Here is a 14,728-nt window from a genome sequence, read left to right on the forward strand (position 1 = left end):
GGGCGTGGCGGGGCACAGCAGGCGTATATGCGTTCCGGCACCCCAGGCTTGAGTTAGCGAATGTTGCGCTGCGGTTGCGCTTGTTACTTTCTTGGCCTGCGCATTCGCCGGCGCGTCGGGCTCGCGGGCGATCGTTGCGGGCGCAAGCGCTGGCACCGATGCCGGGCCGTCGAGCCGCTTCATTGCTGCGTTTCGCGGCGATGGGTGCGCAAGGGCGCGCTTGCGCTAGGCACTTTGGCGCGCGCGGCACGGCCGCGTTCGGCGATGATGCGCCGCCCGGGCTTTGATACGCATCCGGCGCCGCGCGCCGAATCGGCCGCCGCCGAAGCCGCTCAGCGCGCGGGTTTTGTGGTCGAATTCGCATGCTTTCGTCCCGCAAGCAAAGACCTGGGGCGGCCTTCATGAACACGATCGGAGTCTTGCACGCATGAAATTCACCGCAGCGACCCTGGCCCTGCTGAGTGCGAGCGCCACGTATGTGGGCGCCGTGCACGCCAGTACCGCTCAGCCCGCCGCGGGTGGCGCGCCTGCCAGTGCGACGGTCAACGACGTGTTCAACGGTTCGATGCTGGGCGTGGACCAGCGCTATTTCGAATCGGTGGCGGGCATTGCGCGCGAATCCTTCGGCAAAGACCACGTGTTCGTCGTGAAGAACTGCCGCATCACCGCGACGATCGACAACGGCAAGGTGTCGGCGCTGAGCCTCGTCACTGCGAACGGCTGCGACGCGGACCTGCGTTCCTTCATCGGCGAGGATGCGCCGACGCCCGGCCAACCGATCACGCCGCGTGCGTTCGGATCGGGGATGCGTTACACCGCCAGCTGCCTGGCGGGTTGCGGCAACGCGGTGGATCCCGCCGCCTATGCGCTATGGCAGGCGCCGCGCTCGTCCGGCGGCATGGAAGTGCTGCTCGAGATGCTGCTGGTCGGCGGCAAGGCGTCGAGCGCCGCCCACGGCTGGCGCGAACACATGAACAAGTCCGCCGGCGAAGATTACGTGCTGCAAACCAAATTCAATTGCGAGACCCGTTTCGACACCTACGCTGCGAAGCTTTTCGCGGATGTCCCCGTCACGGCCGTCACGATCGGCTACGGGCTGCCGCAACAGAAGTGTCGTTGAGCAGGGCCGGCGCGCGGGCTGCATCGCCCTTCCCATTTCTGACGCGATCATGCGATCGGGCCGTGCACAGGCTGCGCAGCCCGATCCGGCGCGCGCATTCTCGTTGATATCAGGAGCCATCGTTGTCTTCCACTCCCCCGTCTTCCGAACCCGGCGTCCTGGCCTGGCGCGCCGCCTCTCGCAAATCCGGTTGGAAATGGCCGGCCATCCTGGGGGTGGGGGCGTTGATCGCAGGGGCGATCAACGGCCTGACGTCGGTGGCCTGCCTGGGCGGCATTCTCGCCTTCGCAACCTTCCCCGTCTGGTACTACGTGACGGGGCGCGTGGCGCGCGGTCAACCACGGCCTGCCCTGGTCAAGCAGTGGCTTGCCAGCATCGTGCTGCTGTTGGTGGGCACCGCGCTGAGCCCGAGCTTCCAGGTGTATTGGCTCAATACGTGGGGCGACCCGACGGTGTCTACTTTCCTGACCAAGCGTTCGTTGCTGGAGTCGGTGCGGCAGCCGTTCTATAGCCTGGACGAACTCGCGTGGGGGCAGAACAGTGCCTCGGTGGACGTGGTGCCCTCGACCCTCCTGTGCCCGCGCTACAGCCTGCGCCGCTATCCGCTGTTGACGATCGAGCGGCGTCTGTACCCGATGAATCCGCTGGCCTCCAGCCGCGACAGGTCGGGCGGCAAGCCGCCTGCCGAGCTCGTGGCCAGCACGCTGGCGCGCTGCGAAGCGGACAGCCAGGCAATGATCGCGGCCGGGCTGACCAAGGAAGCGGCGCTCGCTCAGGGCAATCTCGATCTCTTTTTCGAGCGCGCGTTGATCGAACGCGGCAATGACATGAGCCCCGTGATGCTCGAGGATGCCGACATTCCGGCCGAGATCCTGGCCAAGGTGGAGGCGTTCCTGGGCGAGGATCCGGAGCGCATCTTCTGGCACACCTCGTACAACCTGTCGGGCGAGGATCCGGTCAAGCGCGCCGACAAGTCCGACGCGCCCGGCACGCCCGACGTCGTGCGGCGCCTGCGCACCATCGCCTTTGCCGCGGCCTACGGGCGTCAGGATGTGGTCGAGGTGCTCAAGGAACGCAGCCAATGAGGTAGGCCGCGCGCGGGCCACGCCCGCCCGCGGCGGCGGCGGCGGGCGGGCGCGCCGCCTGGCTGGTCTGAGAATTTTGTGCAACCCTGGCACTTAACGTCAGGCCGGTGCGGGCGCATGATGACGTTCTTCCGAGCGAGAGGTCTTTCATGTACGTACCCGAGCATTTCGCCGTCGCCGACGAGGCGTCGTTGCACGAGCTGATTCGCAGCCATCCCATGGGCACGCTGATCACCCACGGCGCCGCCGGTCTGGACGCCAACCACGTGCCGTTCGAGCTCGAGGTGGCCGGCGGCAAGACGATCCTGCATGCGCACGTGGCCCGCAATAACAGCGTGTGGCAGGACGTGCGCGACGGCGACGCGGTGCTCGCGGTGTTTCGGGCCGGCGATGCCTATATTTCGCCGAACTGGTATCCCAGCAAGCACGAAGCGCACCGGCAGGTGCCCACCTGGAATTACCGCGTGGTGCATGCGCACGGCACGATCACGGTGCGTGACGACGAGCGCTATGTGCGCGGGGTGGTGGCCCGCCTCACGCGCACGCACGAGGCCACGCAGCCCAAGCCCTGGAAAATGACCGACAGCGCGCCCGAGTACATCGACGCGCTGCTCAAGGCGATCGTGGGGATCCAGATCGATGTGACGCGCCTGGTCGGCAAGGACAAGCTCAGCCAGAACAAGGACCGCCGCGATCTCGAGTCGGCGGGCCATGCGGTGCAGGCGCAGGGCGGCGCCGAGATCGGCGCGGCCATGCTGGCCTGTGCGAAGGCGAAACCCTAGCCCAGCGTCTCGGCCGGCACCCGCACGGTGCCCTCCATCAGCACCCGCGCGCTACGGCTCATGATGGCCTTGGTGACCTTCCATTGGCCGTTGTTGTCGAGCTGCGCCTGGGCGCCCACGCGCAGCGTGCCCGAGGGATGGCCGAAGCGCACGGCTTCGCGTTGGCCGCCCCCGGCGGCCAGATTGACCAGCGTGCCCGGAATGGCGGCGGCGGTGCCGATGGCGACCGCGGCGGTGCCCATCATGGCGTGATGCAGCTTGCCCATGGAGAGTGCGCGCACCCGCAGATCGATGTCGCCGGCCTTGACCGCCTTGCCGCTGGACGCGACGTAGTCGGCGGGGGCCGCGACGAACGCGATCTTGGGCGTGTGCTGGCGCTTGGCGGCCTCGGCGACGTCCTGGATCAGGCCCATGCGCACGGCGCCGTGGGCCCGCAGCGTCTCGAAGCGCGCGAGCGCCTGGGCGTCGCCGTTGATGGCGTCCTGGAGCTCGCTGCCGGTGTAGCCGATGGCCTCGGCATTGACGAAGATGGTCGGGATGCCGGCATTGATGAAGGTGGCCTCGAGCGTGCCGAAGCCGGGCACCTCGAAGGTGTCCACGACGTTGCCGGTGGGGAACATCGCGCCGCCCGCGTCGCCTTCGCCTTCGTCGGCCGGATCGAGGAACTCGAGCTGCACTTCGGCGGCCGGGAAGGTGACGCCGTCGAGTTCGAAGTCGCCGCTCTCGACCACCTGACCGTCGGCCATGGGGATGTGGCCCAGGATGGTCTTGCCGATGTTGGCCTGCCAGATCCGGATCACGGCCGTGCCGTCGCGCGGCACGCGCGCGGGGTCGACCAGGCCGGCCGAGATCGCGAACGCGCCCACGGCGGCGCTGAGGTTGCCGCAGTTGCCGCTCCAGTCGACGAAGGCGCTATCGATCGACACCTGGCCGAAGAGATAGTCGACATCGTGATCGGGCCGCGTGCTGCGATCGAGGATGACGGTCTTGCTGGTGCTGGAAGTGGCGCCGCCCATGCCGTCGATCTGCTTGGCGTAGGGATCGGGGCTGCCGATCACGCGCAACAGCAGCGCATCGCGCGCGGGGCCGGGCTTGCGGGCGGCTTCCGGGAGGTCTTGCAGACGGAAGAACACGCCCTTGCTGGTGCCGCCGCGCATGTAGGTGGCGGGAATACGAAGCTGGGGTAGAAAGGCCATGTCGGGAGTCCTAGCGGACGGAGGCGGCCGCTCGGGCCGCCTCCGGTGAGGTTCAGGCTGCTTGAGTGGATTCGAGGAAGTCTTGTGCGAAGCGCTGCAACACGCCGCCCGCTTCGTAGATCGAGACTTCTTCGGCGGTGTCGAGGCGACAGGTGACCGGCACATCGATGCGCTCACCGTTGCGGCGATGGATCACCAGCGTGAGCGTGGCGCGCGGCACGCGCTCGCCCACGACGTCGAACGTCTCGGTGCCATCGATCGCGAGGGTCTTGCGGTCGGTGCCTGCCAGAAACTCCAGCGGCAGCACGCCCATCCCGATCAGGTTGGTGCGGTGGATGCGCTCGAAGCCCTCGGCCACGATGGCCTCGACGCCGGCCAGACGCACGCCCTTGGCGGCCCAGTCGCGCGACGAGCCCTGGCCGTAATCGGCGCCTGCCACGATGATGAGCGGCTGGCTGCGATCCATGTAGGTTTCGATGGCTTCCCACATGCGCACCACCTTGCCCTCGGGCTCGATGCGCGCGAGCGATCCCTGCTTGACCTGGCCGCCGACCACCGCCATCTCGTTGATGAGCTTGGGATTGGCGAAGGTGGCGCGCTGTGCGGTGAGGTGGTCGCCGCGGTGCGTGGCGTAGGAGTTGAAGTCTTCTTCGGGCAGACCCATCTTCGCCAGGTATTCGCCCGCGGCGCTGTCGGCCATGATGGCGTTGGACGGCGAAAGATGGTCGGTCGTGATGTTGTCGCCGAGCACGGCGAGCGGCCGCATGCCGCGCAGCGTGCGCTCGCCGGCCAGCGCGCCTTCCCAGTAGGGCGGGCGACGGATGTAGGTGCTTTGCGGCCGCCAGTCGTACAGCGGATCGGTCTTGCCCGTGTCTTCTTTGGTGAACGTGAACATCGGCTCGTACACCTTGCGGAACTGCTCCGGCTTGACGCTGGCCGCGACCACGGCGTCGATCTCGGCGTCGCTGGGCCAGATGTCCTTGAGCGTGACGGGCTTGCCGCTGGCGTCGGTGCCCAGCACGTCGCGCTCGATGTCGAAGCGCACCGTGCCGGCGATGGCATAGGCGATCACCAGAGGCGGCGAGGCCAGGAAGGCCTGCTTGGCATAGGGATGGATGCGGCCGTCGAAGTTGCGATTGCCCGACAGCACGGCGGTGGCGTACAGGTCGCGGTCGATGATCTCCTGCTGGATCACGGGGTCGAGCGCGCCGCTCATGCCGTTGCAGGTGGTGCAGGCGAAGGCCACGATGCCGAAGCCGAGCTGCTCGAGCTCGGGCAGCAGGCCGGATTCTTCGAGGTAAAGCTGGACGGCCTTGGAGCCGGGCGCCAGAGAGCTCTTGACCCAGGGTTTGCGGGTGAGGCCGGCACGATTGGCGTTGCGCGCGAGCAGGGCGGCCGCGATCACGTTGCGCGGGTTGCTGGTGTTGGTGCAGCTGGTGATGGCGGCGATGATGACCGCGCCGTCGGGCATCTCGCCCGGCTTTTCTTCCCAGGCCCCGGCGATGCCGCGCGCGGCGAGATCGGAGGTGGGCAGGCGCTTGTGCGGGTTGGACGGGCCGGCCATGTTACGCACGACGCTGGACAGGTCGAAGCCCAGCATGCGCTCGTATTCGGCGTGCTTGAGGTCGTCGGCCCAGAGGCCGGCCTGCCTGGCGTAGGTTTCGACCAGCTTGACCTGTTCGTCGTCGCGGCCGGTGAGGGTGAGGTAATCGATGGTCTGGCCGTCGATGTAGAACATCGCGGCGGTGGCGCCGAACTCCGGCGTCATGTTGGAGATCGTGGCGCGGTCGCCGATGGTGAGCGCGCTCGCGCCTTCGCCGAGGAACTCGATGTAGGCGCCCACGACCTTTTCGCGGCGCAGGAACTCGGTGAGCGCGAGCACGATGTCGGTACAGGTGATGCCGGGCTGGGGGCGGCCCGTGAGCTCGACGCCGACGATGTCGGGCAGGCGCATCCAGGAGGCGCGGCCCAGCATGACGTTTTCGGCTTCGAGGCCACCCACGCCGATGGCGATCACGCCCAGCGCGTCGACGTGCGGCGTGTGGCTGTCGGTGCCCACGCAGGTGTCGGGAAAGGCCACGCCGTCGCGCACCTGCACCACCGGCGACATCTTCTCGAGATTGATCTGATGCATGATGCCGTTGCCGGGCGGAATCACGTCGACGTTGCGGAAGGCCTGCTTGGTCCAGTTGATGAAATGGAAGCGGTCTTCGTTGCGGCGGTCTTCGACGGCGCGGTTCTTCTCGAAGGCGTCTTTGTCGAAGCCCGGGTATTCGACCGCCAGCGAGTGGTCGACGATCAGCTGAGTGGGCACGACCGGATTGATCTTGGCGGGGTCGCCGCCGGCATCCGCGATGGCGTCGCGCAGACCCGCCAGATCCACCAGCGCCGTCTGGCCGAGGATGTCGTGGCACACCACGCGCGCCGGAAACCACGGGAAGTCCATGTCGCGGCGGCGCTCGATCAGCTGCTTGAGCGAATCGGTGAGCGTGGCCGGATCGCAGCGGCGCACCAGGTTTTCGGCGAGGACGCGCGAGGTGTAGGGCAGCGTGGCCCAGGCGCCGGCCTGGATGTCTTCGACGGCCTGGCGGGCATCGAAGTAGTCGAGCGAGGTGCCGGGCAGGCGTTTGCGGTAATGCGTGTTCATGGCGGGCTTCCTATCCTTGGCGACGGAGCGCAAGAAGACCTCCCGCGCGGGATAGGCGGGGGAGGCCGTCGGCGAACATGATCAGTGTCGCTTATCCGGACGGGTATCGTCCAGACGCAATCGACCAGTGTAGTAGGCCCGGCGCCGGAAAGCAGCTTGCACCGCAGCAGGACCGGACGGCGCCGGGGTGGAGCCGGCCGGGCCGCCCCTCCCGTGCAACGAGCCGTCCGCAGCTCGCCGCCTGCGACTGGCCATCCGCGACTGGCCGTCCGCGACTGGCCGTCCGCGACCAGCTGTCCGCGACCAGCCGTCCGCGACTAGCCGTCCGCGACTGGCCGTCCGCGACTAGCCGCCCGTTGCGCCCAGGCAATCGGCGTGGTGCGGATTCTTGAGCGTGCGGCGCGCGTAGTAGTCGAAGGCGATCGCGTTGCGCTTGGGGCGCAGGATCCAGTCATGGGCTTCCTTGCCGAGCACCGGGTCGATCGGCTTGACCTCGCCCGCGGCCATCGCGAGCAGCTGCATGCGGGCCGCGCGCTCGAAGGCGATGGCCAGCACGCAGGCCTCTTCGACCGAGCTGCCGGCAATGAGCAGGCCGTGATGCGACAGCATCAGCGCGCGCTTCTGGCCCAGTGCGCCGGCGATCAGTTCGCCTTCTTCGTTGCCCACGGGCACGCCGGGCCAGTGGCCCACGAACGCCACGTCGTCGTACAGCACGCAGTTGTCCATGTGCGAGACGATCAGCGGGGTTTCGAGCATGCCCAGCGCCGCGGTGTGGACCGCATGCGTGTGGATGATGCAATTGACATCGGGCCGCGCCCGGTACACCCACGAATGGAAGCGGTTGGCCGGGTTCGGCATGCCGTCGCCCTCGAGCACGTTGAGGTGTTCGTCGACCACCAGCAGGTTCGCTTCGGAGATTTCGTCGAAGCCCAGGCCCAGCCGTTGCGTCAGGAACTGCCCGTCGACGCCGGTGCGGCTCGTGATCTGGCCGGCCAGCCCCGAGTCGTGCCCGTTATCGAACAGAATGCGGCAGGTGAGCGCCAGCTTCTGGCGCAGGGTATAGGCGCTGTCATCGAAGTGCGCGTCCATCTTGCTGGTGGATTGGGACACCAGCGTGGCTTTGTCCAGATTGAAGGTATCGGATGCGTTCATGATGGGATCTCAGGCGTGTTCTGCGGTGGATAGATTGCGGTCGGGCTGACCCGGAAACAGCGGCTGATAGCCGGGCAGGGCCTCGAGACGGCGGAGCCAGCGGCCGATGGCCGGGTAGGGCTCGAGCGCGATGCCGCCCATGGGCGCCATGCGCGTATACGGATAGAGTGCCACGTCCGCGATGGAAGGATGCGCCGCGGTGGCCACCCATGCCTGTTCGCCCTGACGCGCGAGCTGCGCGTCCAGTGCGGCCAGTGCGGCGCGCGCGGCGTCGGCATAGCCGCGGAACAACGCGCTCTGCGGATCGGCATCCTGGTGCAGGGCGAGGTGCAGCCGCAATTGCGCCAGGGGCTTCATGTGGCGGTCCTGCTCGAAGCCCATCCAGCTGAGCACGCGCGCCTGCTCCAGCGGGGTGGCCGGCCACCAGGGCGTGTCCTGGGCCAGGTAAAACAGAATGCCCTGCGATTCCGGCAAGTGCGAGCCGTCGGGCAACTGCAGCACCGGAACATGCGCAAGGGGCGCCACGTCCAGGAACGCCGGCCGGGCCAGGTCACCGCGGTCAATCGACAGGGTGCGGCGCTCGAGCGGGATGCCCGCGAAGGCGGCCATCAGACGGGCTTTCCAGGCATTGCCGGATCGCAGGGTGTCGTAAAGAATCATCGTCGTCTCCGTTCAGTCGAGGCGGGTGCCCGCGGCCGCGATCACCTTGGACCATTTTTCGGTTTCGCGCGCCACGTGTTCGCGATACGCCGCCGGACCGGTGGCCATCGGCTCGATGCCCATGCCGGCCAGCCGGGACACGACTTCGGGGCGTTGCAGCACGCGCGTCAGGGCCTGGTTCAGAATCTCGACGCGGTCGGCGGGAGTGCCGCCCGGCGCCAGCAGCGCATTCCACGAGCCGATCTGGAATGCCGGAATCCCCTGCTCGACACTCGTGCGCACCTCCGGTTCGGCGGCGTTGCGCTTGTCGGCGGCAATGCCGAGCACGGTCAGGCGTCCGGCTTTGGCCTGCGGCTGGATCACGGGAATGGCGTCGATCACGATGTCGACCTGCTTGCCGATGGCGGCATTGACGGCCTCGGCGCCGCTCTTGAACGGCACGTGCATGATGTCGGTGCCGGTAGCGAGCTTGAACAGCTCGATACCCAGGTGCGGCGAGCTGCCATTACCGGCGGAGCCGAAGTTGAGCTTGCCCGGATTGGCCTTGGCCTGCGTGACCAGGCCCGGCAGGTCCTTGGCGGTCACGCCTTCGCTCACCGCCAGCACGTAAGGCGAATTGCTCACCAACGACACAGGTGTCATGGCGGCGGGATCGTAATTGAGCTTGGAGTACAGCATCTTGTTGACCACCTGCGTGCCGACCGTGCCCAGCAGGATCGTGTAGCCGTCGGGCTTGGCGCTCACTAGCGTCTGGGCGGCGATCGCGCCACCCGCGCCGGGGCGGTTTTCCACCACGACCTGCTGCTTGAGCTCCTCGCTCAAATACTGGCCCACGAGCCGTCCTGCCACATCGGTGATGCCGCCCGCGCCGAACGGAATGATCAGGCGCACCGGCTGGGCCGGATAGGTGTCGGCCGCGGCGATTTGCGGGACGAGCGCGGTGGTGCTAAACAGGGCTGCGAAAATGAGGGGTGTGCAACGGTTTCCGAACGCCATGACATTGTCTCCAGGGATTGTGTCGAATAGGAACTTTGTTGTTTGAATGACACAATACATATTCTAGGACACAAGTGTCCTAAAGGAAAGAAATGTCCGTCAAGCTGAAATTGCTGCGGGTGCAGGCCGGCAAGACCCTGGAGGAGCTCGCGCAGGCGGCGGAGCTGACGCGCAGCTACCTGTCCAAGCTGGAGCGCGGCGTGTCCACGCCGTCGATCGGCGCGGCGCTGAAGATCGCGAAGGCGCTGGGCGTCACGGTGGAGGAGCTGTTTTCAGAGTCGGGCGAGGACGACCCGGTGGCGATCTATCGCGCACCCACGGGGCGCAAGCGCGCCGAGCCCGGGCCGCGGCTGGTGTCGGGCACGCAGCGCGGACACAAGCTGGTGGCCTTCGTCTTGTCGCCCACGGACGAGCCGGTGCGCAATCACCCCATGAGTCATCACAAGGGGGAAGAGATCCTGTACGTGCTCAAGGGCAAGGTCACGCTGCAATTGGCGCGGCGCACGGAGCAGCTCGGCGCGGGCGACAGCGCGCATTTCAATTCGAGCATTCCGCACAAGATCACCTCGGTCGGTGCGCAACCGGCCGAGGTGCTGCTCGTGATCGCAAGCGAGGAGTAGGGCGGCGGGCCGCGCGCCCGTCTGTCAGCCCGGGGTCGGAAGCCTGACGTCGAACTTGAACGGAACGCGCTCGACCTTGCCGCGCTCGATGGTTTCCAGCGTTGCGACGTCGCCCTGGAAGTAATGCACGATCGAGGTGTTGCCCGATTCGGGATCGTTCAGCGCCATGCGGCCGGTCAGGACCAGATAGCGGCCGGTGGCGTCCTTGGCCAGCCACAGCATGCCCGCGGTGTCGTACGGATGACGTGAGGTGTCGACCGTGACCATGTTGCGGTCGATCTCGATGCCATCGGGCAACTTGCCCGGGGTCAGGGTGCGGCGCGGCAGATCGGCGACGCGGCGCGGCGCAATCTGCCCGGCGGCGCGTACCGGCACGCCGCTGAATCCGCCGGGATCGTAGCCGATGCCTTCGTCCACCCGGCCCCACGCGCGGCCTTCCTCGCCCGCCAGCGGCTTGCCCGCGGCATCGTAGAAGGTCACCGACACGGACTCGGCGTCTTCGAGACCGAAACGCACCGGCGTCTGGAAGAAGCGGTTGCTCAATACATCGGGGTAAGAGAAGCGCACGACGGGATAGCCGTCGAGCTGCACGACGTCGACCTTGATCCGCTTGGCCATCTCCTTGCGCTCGATCTCGAGCGGACCATCGCGCAATTCGGTGGCGAGCTCGTGATCGTAGGCCGCGCCGGCCAGCTTGAGCGGTGTCATGCCTTCGGCATTCACGCCGCGGTTGATGGGCAGCACCGGCGTGGCGAGGTCGCGCGTCACGGGCGTGAAGTGCTCGCCTTCGCGCACCATCATCGTCACGCGCACGGAATCGACCGTGCCCTTGAAACCCAGGCGGCCGCGCATAGTGGCGGGCGCGTCGCGCCAGCCGGCCTTCTGCAGCAGATCGGTCGTGTCTTTGGCGCGGAACTTGCCGGCGCGCGCCTGGGCCGTGAGTTCGTCGAGCTTGATCAGGCCGCGCTGGAACTGATCGGGCACTTCCCACAGCCGCGCGTGCAGACCGAGAAACTTGCCGCTGGTATCGCGCGCCTCGACGATCACGCCGTCGCTGGCGAAATCCGGAACGCCGCCATCGCGATGCCAGGTCTCGAGCTCGACGCGATGACCCTCGATGGCCGTCAACTTGAAAAGATAATCGCCCGCCGCCTTGACCTCGCCGATCTCGTTGCGCGAGAACGCGATTTCCGCCACGCTCTTGGGCATCTCGACATTCAGCCGGCCCGTCATGACGGTGGGGACGGCGCCCTCCGGATCGGTGGCGGGCACGACCACGCCGCGCGCCTTCGGGTTCTTGCGTTGCAGGGTGACGGCCGGTCCTTCCTCGCTTTCGGCAGGAATGTCGGGGCCGCCCGAGTACGAGATCGTGCGCCAGTCGAAGGTGTGCAGATAGGGCAGCGTGAAGGGCGGAATGACGCTGATGCTGCCGTCGGGCTCGACACCGCCCACGATACCGGCGGCGTACACATCGATCATCGTCTGTGCGTCGGGGTAGTCGGACAGCACGGCGAGGCGCGACGGCGCATAGACCGTCTGGCCCGGCGCCTGCCGGTAGGGCAGCTCGACGCGCTGCATGTGGCGCAGGATGCCGAGCATGTCGGCCAGCGCGTTGCGCGTTGCCTCGTCCTTGACCGCCGCGATCGCCTGTTCGCGCGCTTCGGTCATCACCGGCGCCAGCGGATCGATGTTCGCCACCGCGGGATCCCGCGCCTGCGGCTGCGCGAGAACGGGGCCGGTGACCAGCACGAGGCCGAGCAACAGGGGAGCGAGCGAGCGGGGGAGTGCCTTCTGTCTCATCGAGTACATCGTTCCAAGCGGTGAGCGTCCGTGGCGGCGCCGGGGCGCATCTCGCGCCCCGGCCTGCGAAGTGTCCCCGAATGTACTACGCAGCCATCGGGCCCGCGCCCGGTCGAAACCAGCCGTTGCAAACCGGCGGGGATCGACATGGGGGCGCGCGAAATTGCGTGTAATAGGCGTTGTTCTTGCGGCGCCTGGTTGTGAGCGCAACCAATCCGATCTTGCAGGGACCGCGGCGCGCAGTCGCAAGCGCGACGGCGTGCAGGCGCCCGCTAAGCGTCCTGATGCGCCTTCATCGTCCTATAAAAAGAACGATGAAGGCGAAAAGAGCAGTCTATCGCCGGATTGTTCGCGGGAATATAGTTCCGGTCATGGCAGCTCACTGCTGCACGCCTCACCCCTGCCATCCCTGATCTGGAGCCTCCCATGAACGCCGCCGCCGACCGCCTCGCCGCCGAACCGCCGCCTTCCTCGCCCTTCGCTTACTCCGCGTTCACCGTCATCTGGATCGCCACCGTGCTGTCCAATATCGGCACGTGGACGCACGACGTGGGCGCCGGCTGGCTGATGACCTCGCTGTCGCCGTCGCCGTTCTTCGTGGCGCTGGTGCAGACGGCCGGCGCGTTGCCGGTGTTTCTGCTGTCGCTGCTGGCGGGGGCGCTGGCCGATACGATGGATCGGCGCCGCCTGCTGCTGATCGTGCAGATCGCGATGGGCATCGTGGCGCTCGCACTCGGCCTGATCGTGTGGGCAGGGCTGACGACGCCGTGGGTGCTGCTGGGTTTCACGCTGCTGATGGGGGTGGGCACGGCGCTGTCGGCGCCGGCCTGGCAGGCGATCGTGCCGAGCCTCGTGCCGCGCGCTTCGCTGCAGCAGGCGATCGCCACCAACAGTGTGGGCATCAACGTGAGCCGCGCCATCGGCCCGGCCCTGGCCGGCATCATCATCACGAGCCTGGGCGTGGCGATTCCGTTCTTCGTCAACGCGCTGAGCTTCATCGTCGTGGTTGCCGCGCTCTTCTGGTGGAAGCCGCCGGTTGCCGCCGACAAGCGTCTGCCGCGTGAGCAGCTGTTCTCCGCCATGCGTGCCGGTGTGCGGTTCGCCCTGCACAGCGCGCCGCTCAAGGCCACCCTGCTGCGTGCCGTTGCGTTCTTTCTGTTCGCCAGTGCCTATTGGGCGCTGCTGCCGGTGATCGTGCGTCAGGTGCTGCAAGGCGGCGCGATGCTCTACGGCATCATCCTGGGCTGCGTCGGCGCGGGCGCCGTGATCGGTGCGATGGTGCTGCCGCCGCTGCGCAAGAAGCTCGGTCCCGATCGCAGCGTCATGGCCGGCACGCTGGGCACGGTGCTCACGCTGGTGGTCTTCGCGGTGGTGCCGCATCCCGTCGTAGCCGGTGTGTTCAGCTTCCTGGCCGGTGCGTCGTGGATCATGGTGCTGACCTCGCTCAACGTCTCCGCGCAAGTGGCTTTGCCCGACTGGGTTCGTGCTCGCGGCCTGTCGATCTTCGTGACGGTGTTCTTCGGTTCGATGACCGCGGGCAGCATGATCTGGGGGCAGGCCGCCGTGCAACTGGGCGTGCCCGCCGCGCTGCTGGCCGCCGCCGCGGGTGCCGTGATCGCCATGCTGCTGACCCGCAAGGCCAAGCTGCAGATGGGCGCCGACCTGGATCTGGCACCGTCCATGCACTGGCCCGAGCCGCTGATCGAGAAGGAAGTCACGCATGATCGTGGTCCGGTCATGATCACCGTGGAATACCTGATCGACCCCGCCCGTGGTTCCGAGTTTGTCCGTGCCATGCATCATGTGCGCGCCGAACGCCACCGCGATGGTGCCTACGCCTGGGGCATTTTCGAAGACACGGCCCAGCCTGGCCGCTATCTCGAGTACTTCCTGGTGAGCTCGTGGCTCGAACACCTGCGCCAGCATGAGCGTGTCACGCATGCCGACCAGGACCAGCAGGAAGAGGTGCGCGCGTTCCACATCGGCGACGAGCCGCCGCGGGTGTCGCACTTCATCGCACCCCAGCAGTAAGCGCCGGGCATCGGGTGCAACGACGACGGGGAGGGGCCGAGGCCTCCTCCCCGTTGTCGTTTGAGCGTGTCAGGCGGCCGCTTTCCGACGCGCCTCGGCATACCGGCGCGCGGCATCAAAGTCGGCGTCGGACGCGAAGGCGCGGCGCGGCAGGATCAGGGCCTCGCGCTTCGAGATGGCGAGAAACGTGTGGCGGGCATCGCCGATGACGCGCTTCACGCTGGCCCAGGGCAGGCGGGTGTCGGCGACGTTGGAGGTGGCATCGACGCCGTCGTCGGTGAGCACGATGGTGATCGTGGCGCCCGCCGAGGCGAGCTGGCGGTAATAGAGGAACGAGATGCCCCACGAGAGCCAGTGGCCGAACAGCATGAGCAGCGAGGCGAACAGCAGCGCGCCACCGACCCAGGTCGCGCCGCCGCTGGCCACCAGGACCCGTGCCAGCAGGGCGGGATTCCACAGCGAGGTCAGGCAGGCGAGTGCGAACCAGAAGATGACGACCCAGACCGCCAGCGTCAGGATACGCCGCGTCCAGGAGCGGCGCGTGAGCGCGACGGTCATGGCGGCGTAGTCGCCCGGCGTCAGGGTGTAGGTGGCCTGCGGTGTCATGGGGCTCGCTTTCGGAAAAGGACAGCGGCCATT

At 67.4% G+C, this 14,728-nt stretch carries 12 protein-coding genes; 5 read left to right on the plus strand and 7 right to left on the minus strand.

The window, feature by feature from the left end:
- Window positions 1-427: 427 nt before the first annotated feature.
- From CAL25_RS14985 to CAL25_RS14995, 3 genes are all read left to right on the plus strand, one after another.
- Window positions 428-1,120: a hypothetical protein gene (locus tag CAL25_RS14985; RefSeq protein ID WP_094801409.1), complete on the plus strand. Its 693-nt coding sequence runs from the start codon at window positions 428-430 to the stop codon at window positions 1,118-1,120.
- A 122-nt stretch (window positions 1,121-1,242) separates the two neighbouring features.
- Entirely contained in the window at window positions 1,243-2,205 is a 963-nt protein-coding gene (locus CAL25_RS14990; RefSeq protein ID WP_141217938.1) for a hypothetical protein, read from the plus strand.
- Between the two features lie 149 nt (window positions 2,206-2,354).
- On the plus strand, window positions 2,355-2,987 hold the full coding sequence (locus tag CAL25_RS14995; RefSeq protein ID WP_094801413.1) for an FMN-binding negative transcriptional regulator: 633 nt from the start codon (window positions 2,355-2,357) through the stop codon (window positions 2,985-2,987).
- Here the strand turns inward: CAL25_RS14995 and prpF are convergent.
- The 5 genes from prpF to CAL25_RS15020 form a co-directional block, all read right to left on the minus strand.
- Window positions 2,984-4,183, minus strand: coding sequence for a 2-methylaconitate cis-trans isomerase PrpF (gene prpF, locus CAL25_RS15000; protein WP_094801415.1), 1,200 nt, complete (start codon window positions 4,181-4,183; stop codon window positions 2,984-2,986). The genes CAL25_RS14995 and prpF overlap by 4 nt on opposite strands.
- A 52-nt stretch (window positions 4,184-4,235) precedes the next feature.
- Entirely contained in the window at window positions 4,236-6,830 is a 2,595-nt protein-coding gene (acnD, locus tag CAL25_RS15005; protein WP_094801417.1) for a Fe/S-dependent 2-methylisocitrate dehydratase AcnD, read from the minus strand.
- A gap of 345 nt (window positions 6,831-7,175) precedes the next feature.
- Window positions 7,176-7,982, minus strand: coding sequence for an aldolase (locus CAL25_RS15010; RefSeq protein ID WP_094801419.1), 807 nt, complete (start codon window positions 7,980-7,982; stop codon window positions 7,176-7,178).
- A gap of 9 nt (window positions 7,983-7,991) precedes the next feature.
- The gene (locus CAL25_RS15015; RefSeq protein WP_094801421.1) at window positions 7,992-8,642 is read right to left on the minus strand and encodes a glutathione S-transferase family protein; all 651 of its coding nucleotides are present in this window, start codon (window positions 8,640-8,642) and stop codon (window positions 7,992-7,994) included.
- A gap of 12 nt (window positions 8,643-8,654) precedes the next feature.
- Window positions 8,655-9,638: a Bug family tripartite tricarboxylate transporter substrate binding protein gene (locus CAL25_RS15020; RefSeq protein ID WP_094801423.1), complete on the minus strand. Its 984-nt coding sequence runs from the start codon at window positions 9,636-9,638 to the stop codon at window positions 8,655-8,657.
- 92 nt (window positions 9,639-9,730) lie between these two features.
- Between CAL25_RS15020 and CAL25_RS15025 the strand changes: the two genes are divergently transcribed.
- Entirely contained in the window at window positions 9,731-10,258 is a 528-nt protein-coding gene (locus tag CAL25_RS15025) for an XRE family transcriptional regulator (RefSeq protein WP_094801425.1), read from the plus strand.
- 24 nt (window positions 10,259-10,282) lie between these two features.
- Here CAL25_RS15025 and CAL25_RS15030 read toward each other — a convergent pair whose 3' ends face one another.
- Entirely contained in the window at window positions 10,283-12,058 is a 1,776-nt protein-coding gene (locus CAL25_RS15030; RefSeq protein WP_141217939.1) for a hypothetical protein, read from the minus strand.
- A gap of 426 nt (window positions 12,059-12,484) precedes the next feature.
- Here CAL25_RS15030 and CAL25_RS15035 point away from each other — a divergent pair, with 426 nt between their 5' ends.
- The gene (locus CAL25_RS15035) at window positions 12,485-14,089 is read left to right on the plus strand and encodes an MFS transporter (RefSeq protein ID WP_094801429.1); all 1,605 of its coding nucleotides are present in this window, start codon (window positions 12,485-12,487) and stop codon (window positions 14,087-14,089) included.
- 69 nt (window positions 14,090-14,158) lie between these two features.
- Here CAL25_RS15035 and CAL25_RS15040 read toward each other — a convergent pair whose 3' ends face one another.
- The gene (locus CAL25_RS15040) at window positions 14,159-14,695 is read right to left on the minus strand and encodes a YcxB family protein (protein WP_094801431.1); all 537 of its coding nucleotides are present in this window, start codon (window positions 14,693-14,695) and stop codon (window positions 14,159-14,161) included.
- Window positions 14,696-14,728 lie beyond the last annotated feature (33 nt).

The sequence above is a fragment of the Bordetella genomosp. 5 genome (assembly GCF_002261315.1).
Lineage (GTDB): Bacteria > Pseudomonadota > Gammaproteobacteria > Burkholderiales > Burkholderiaceae_B > Bordetella.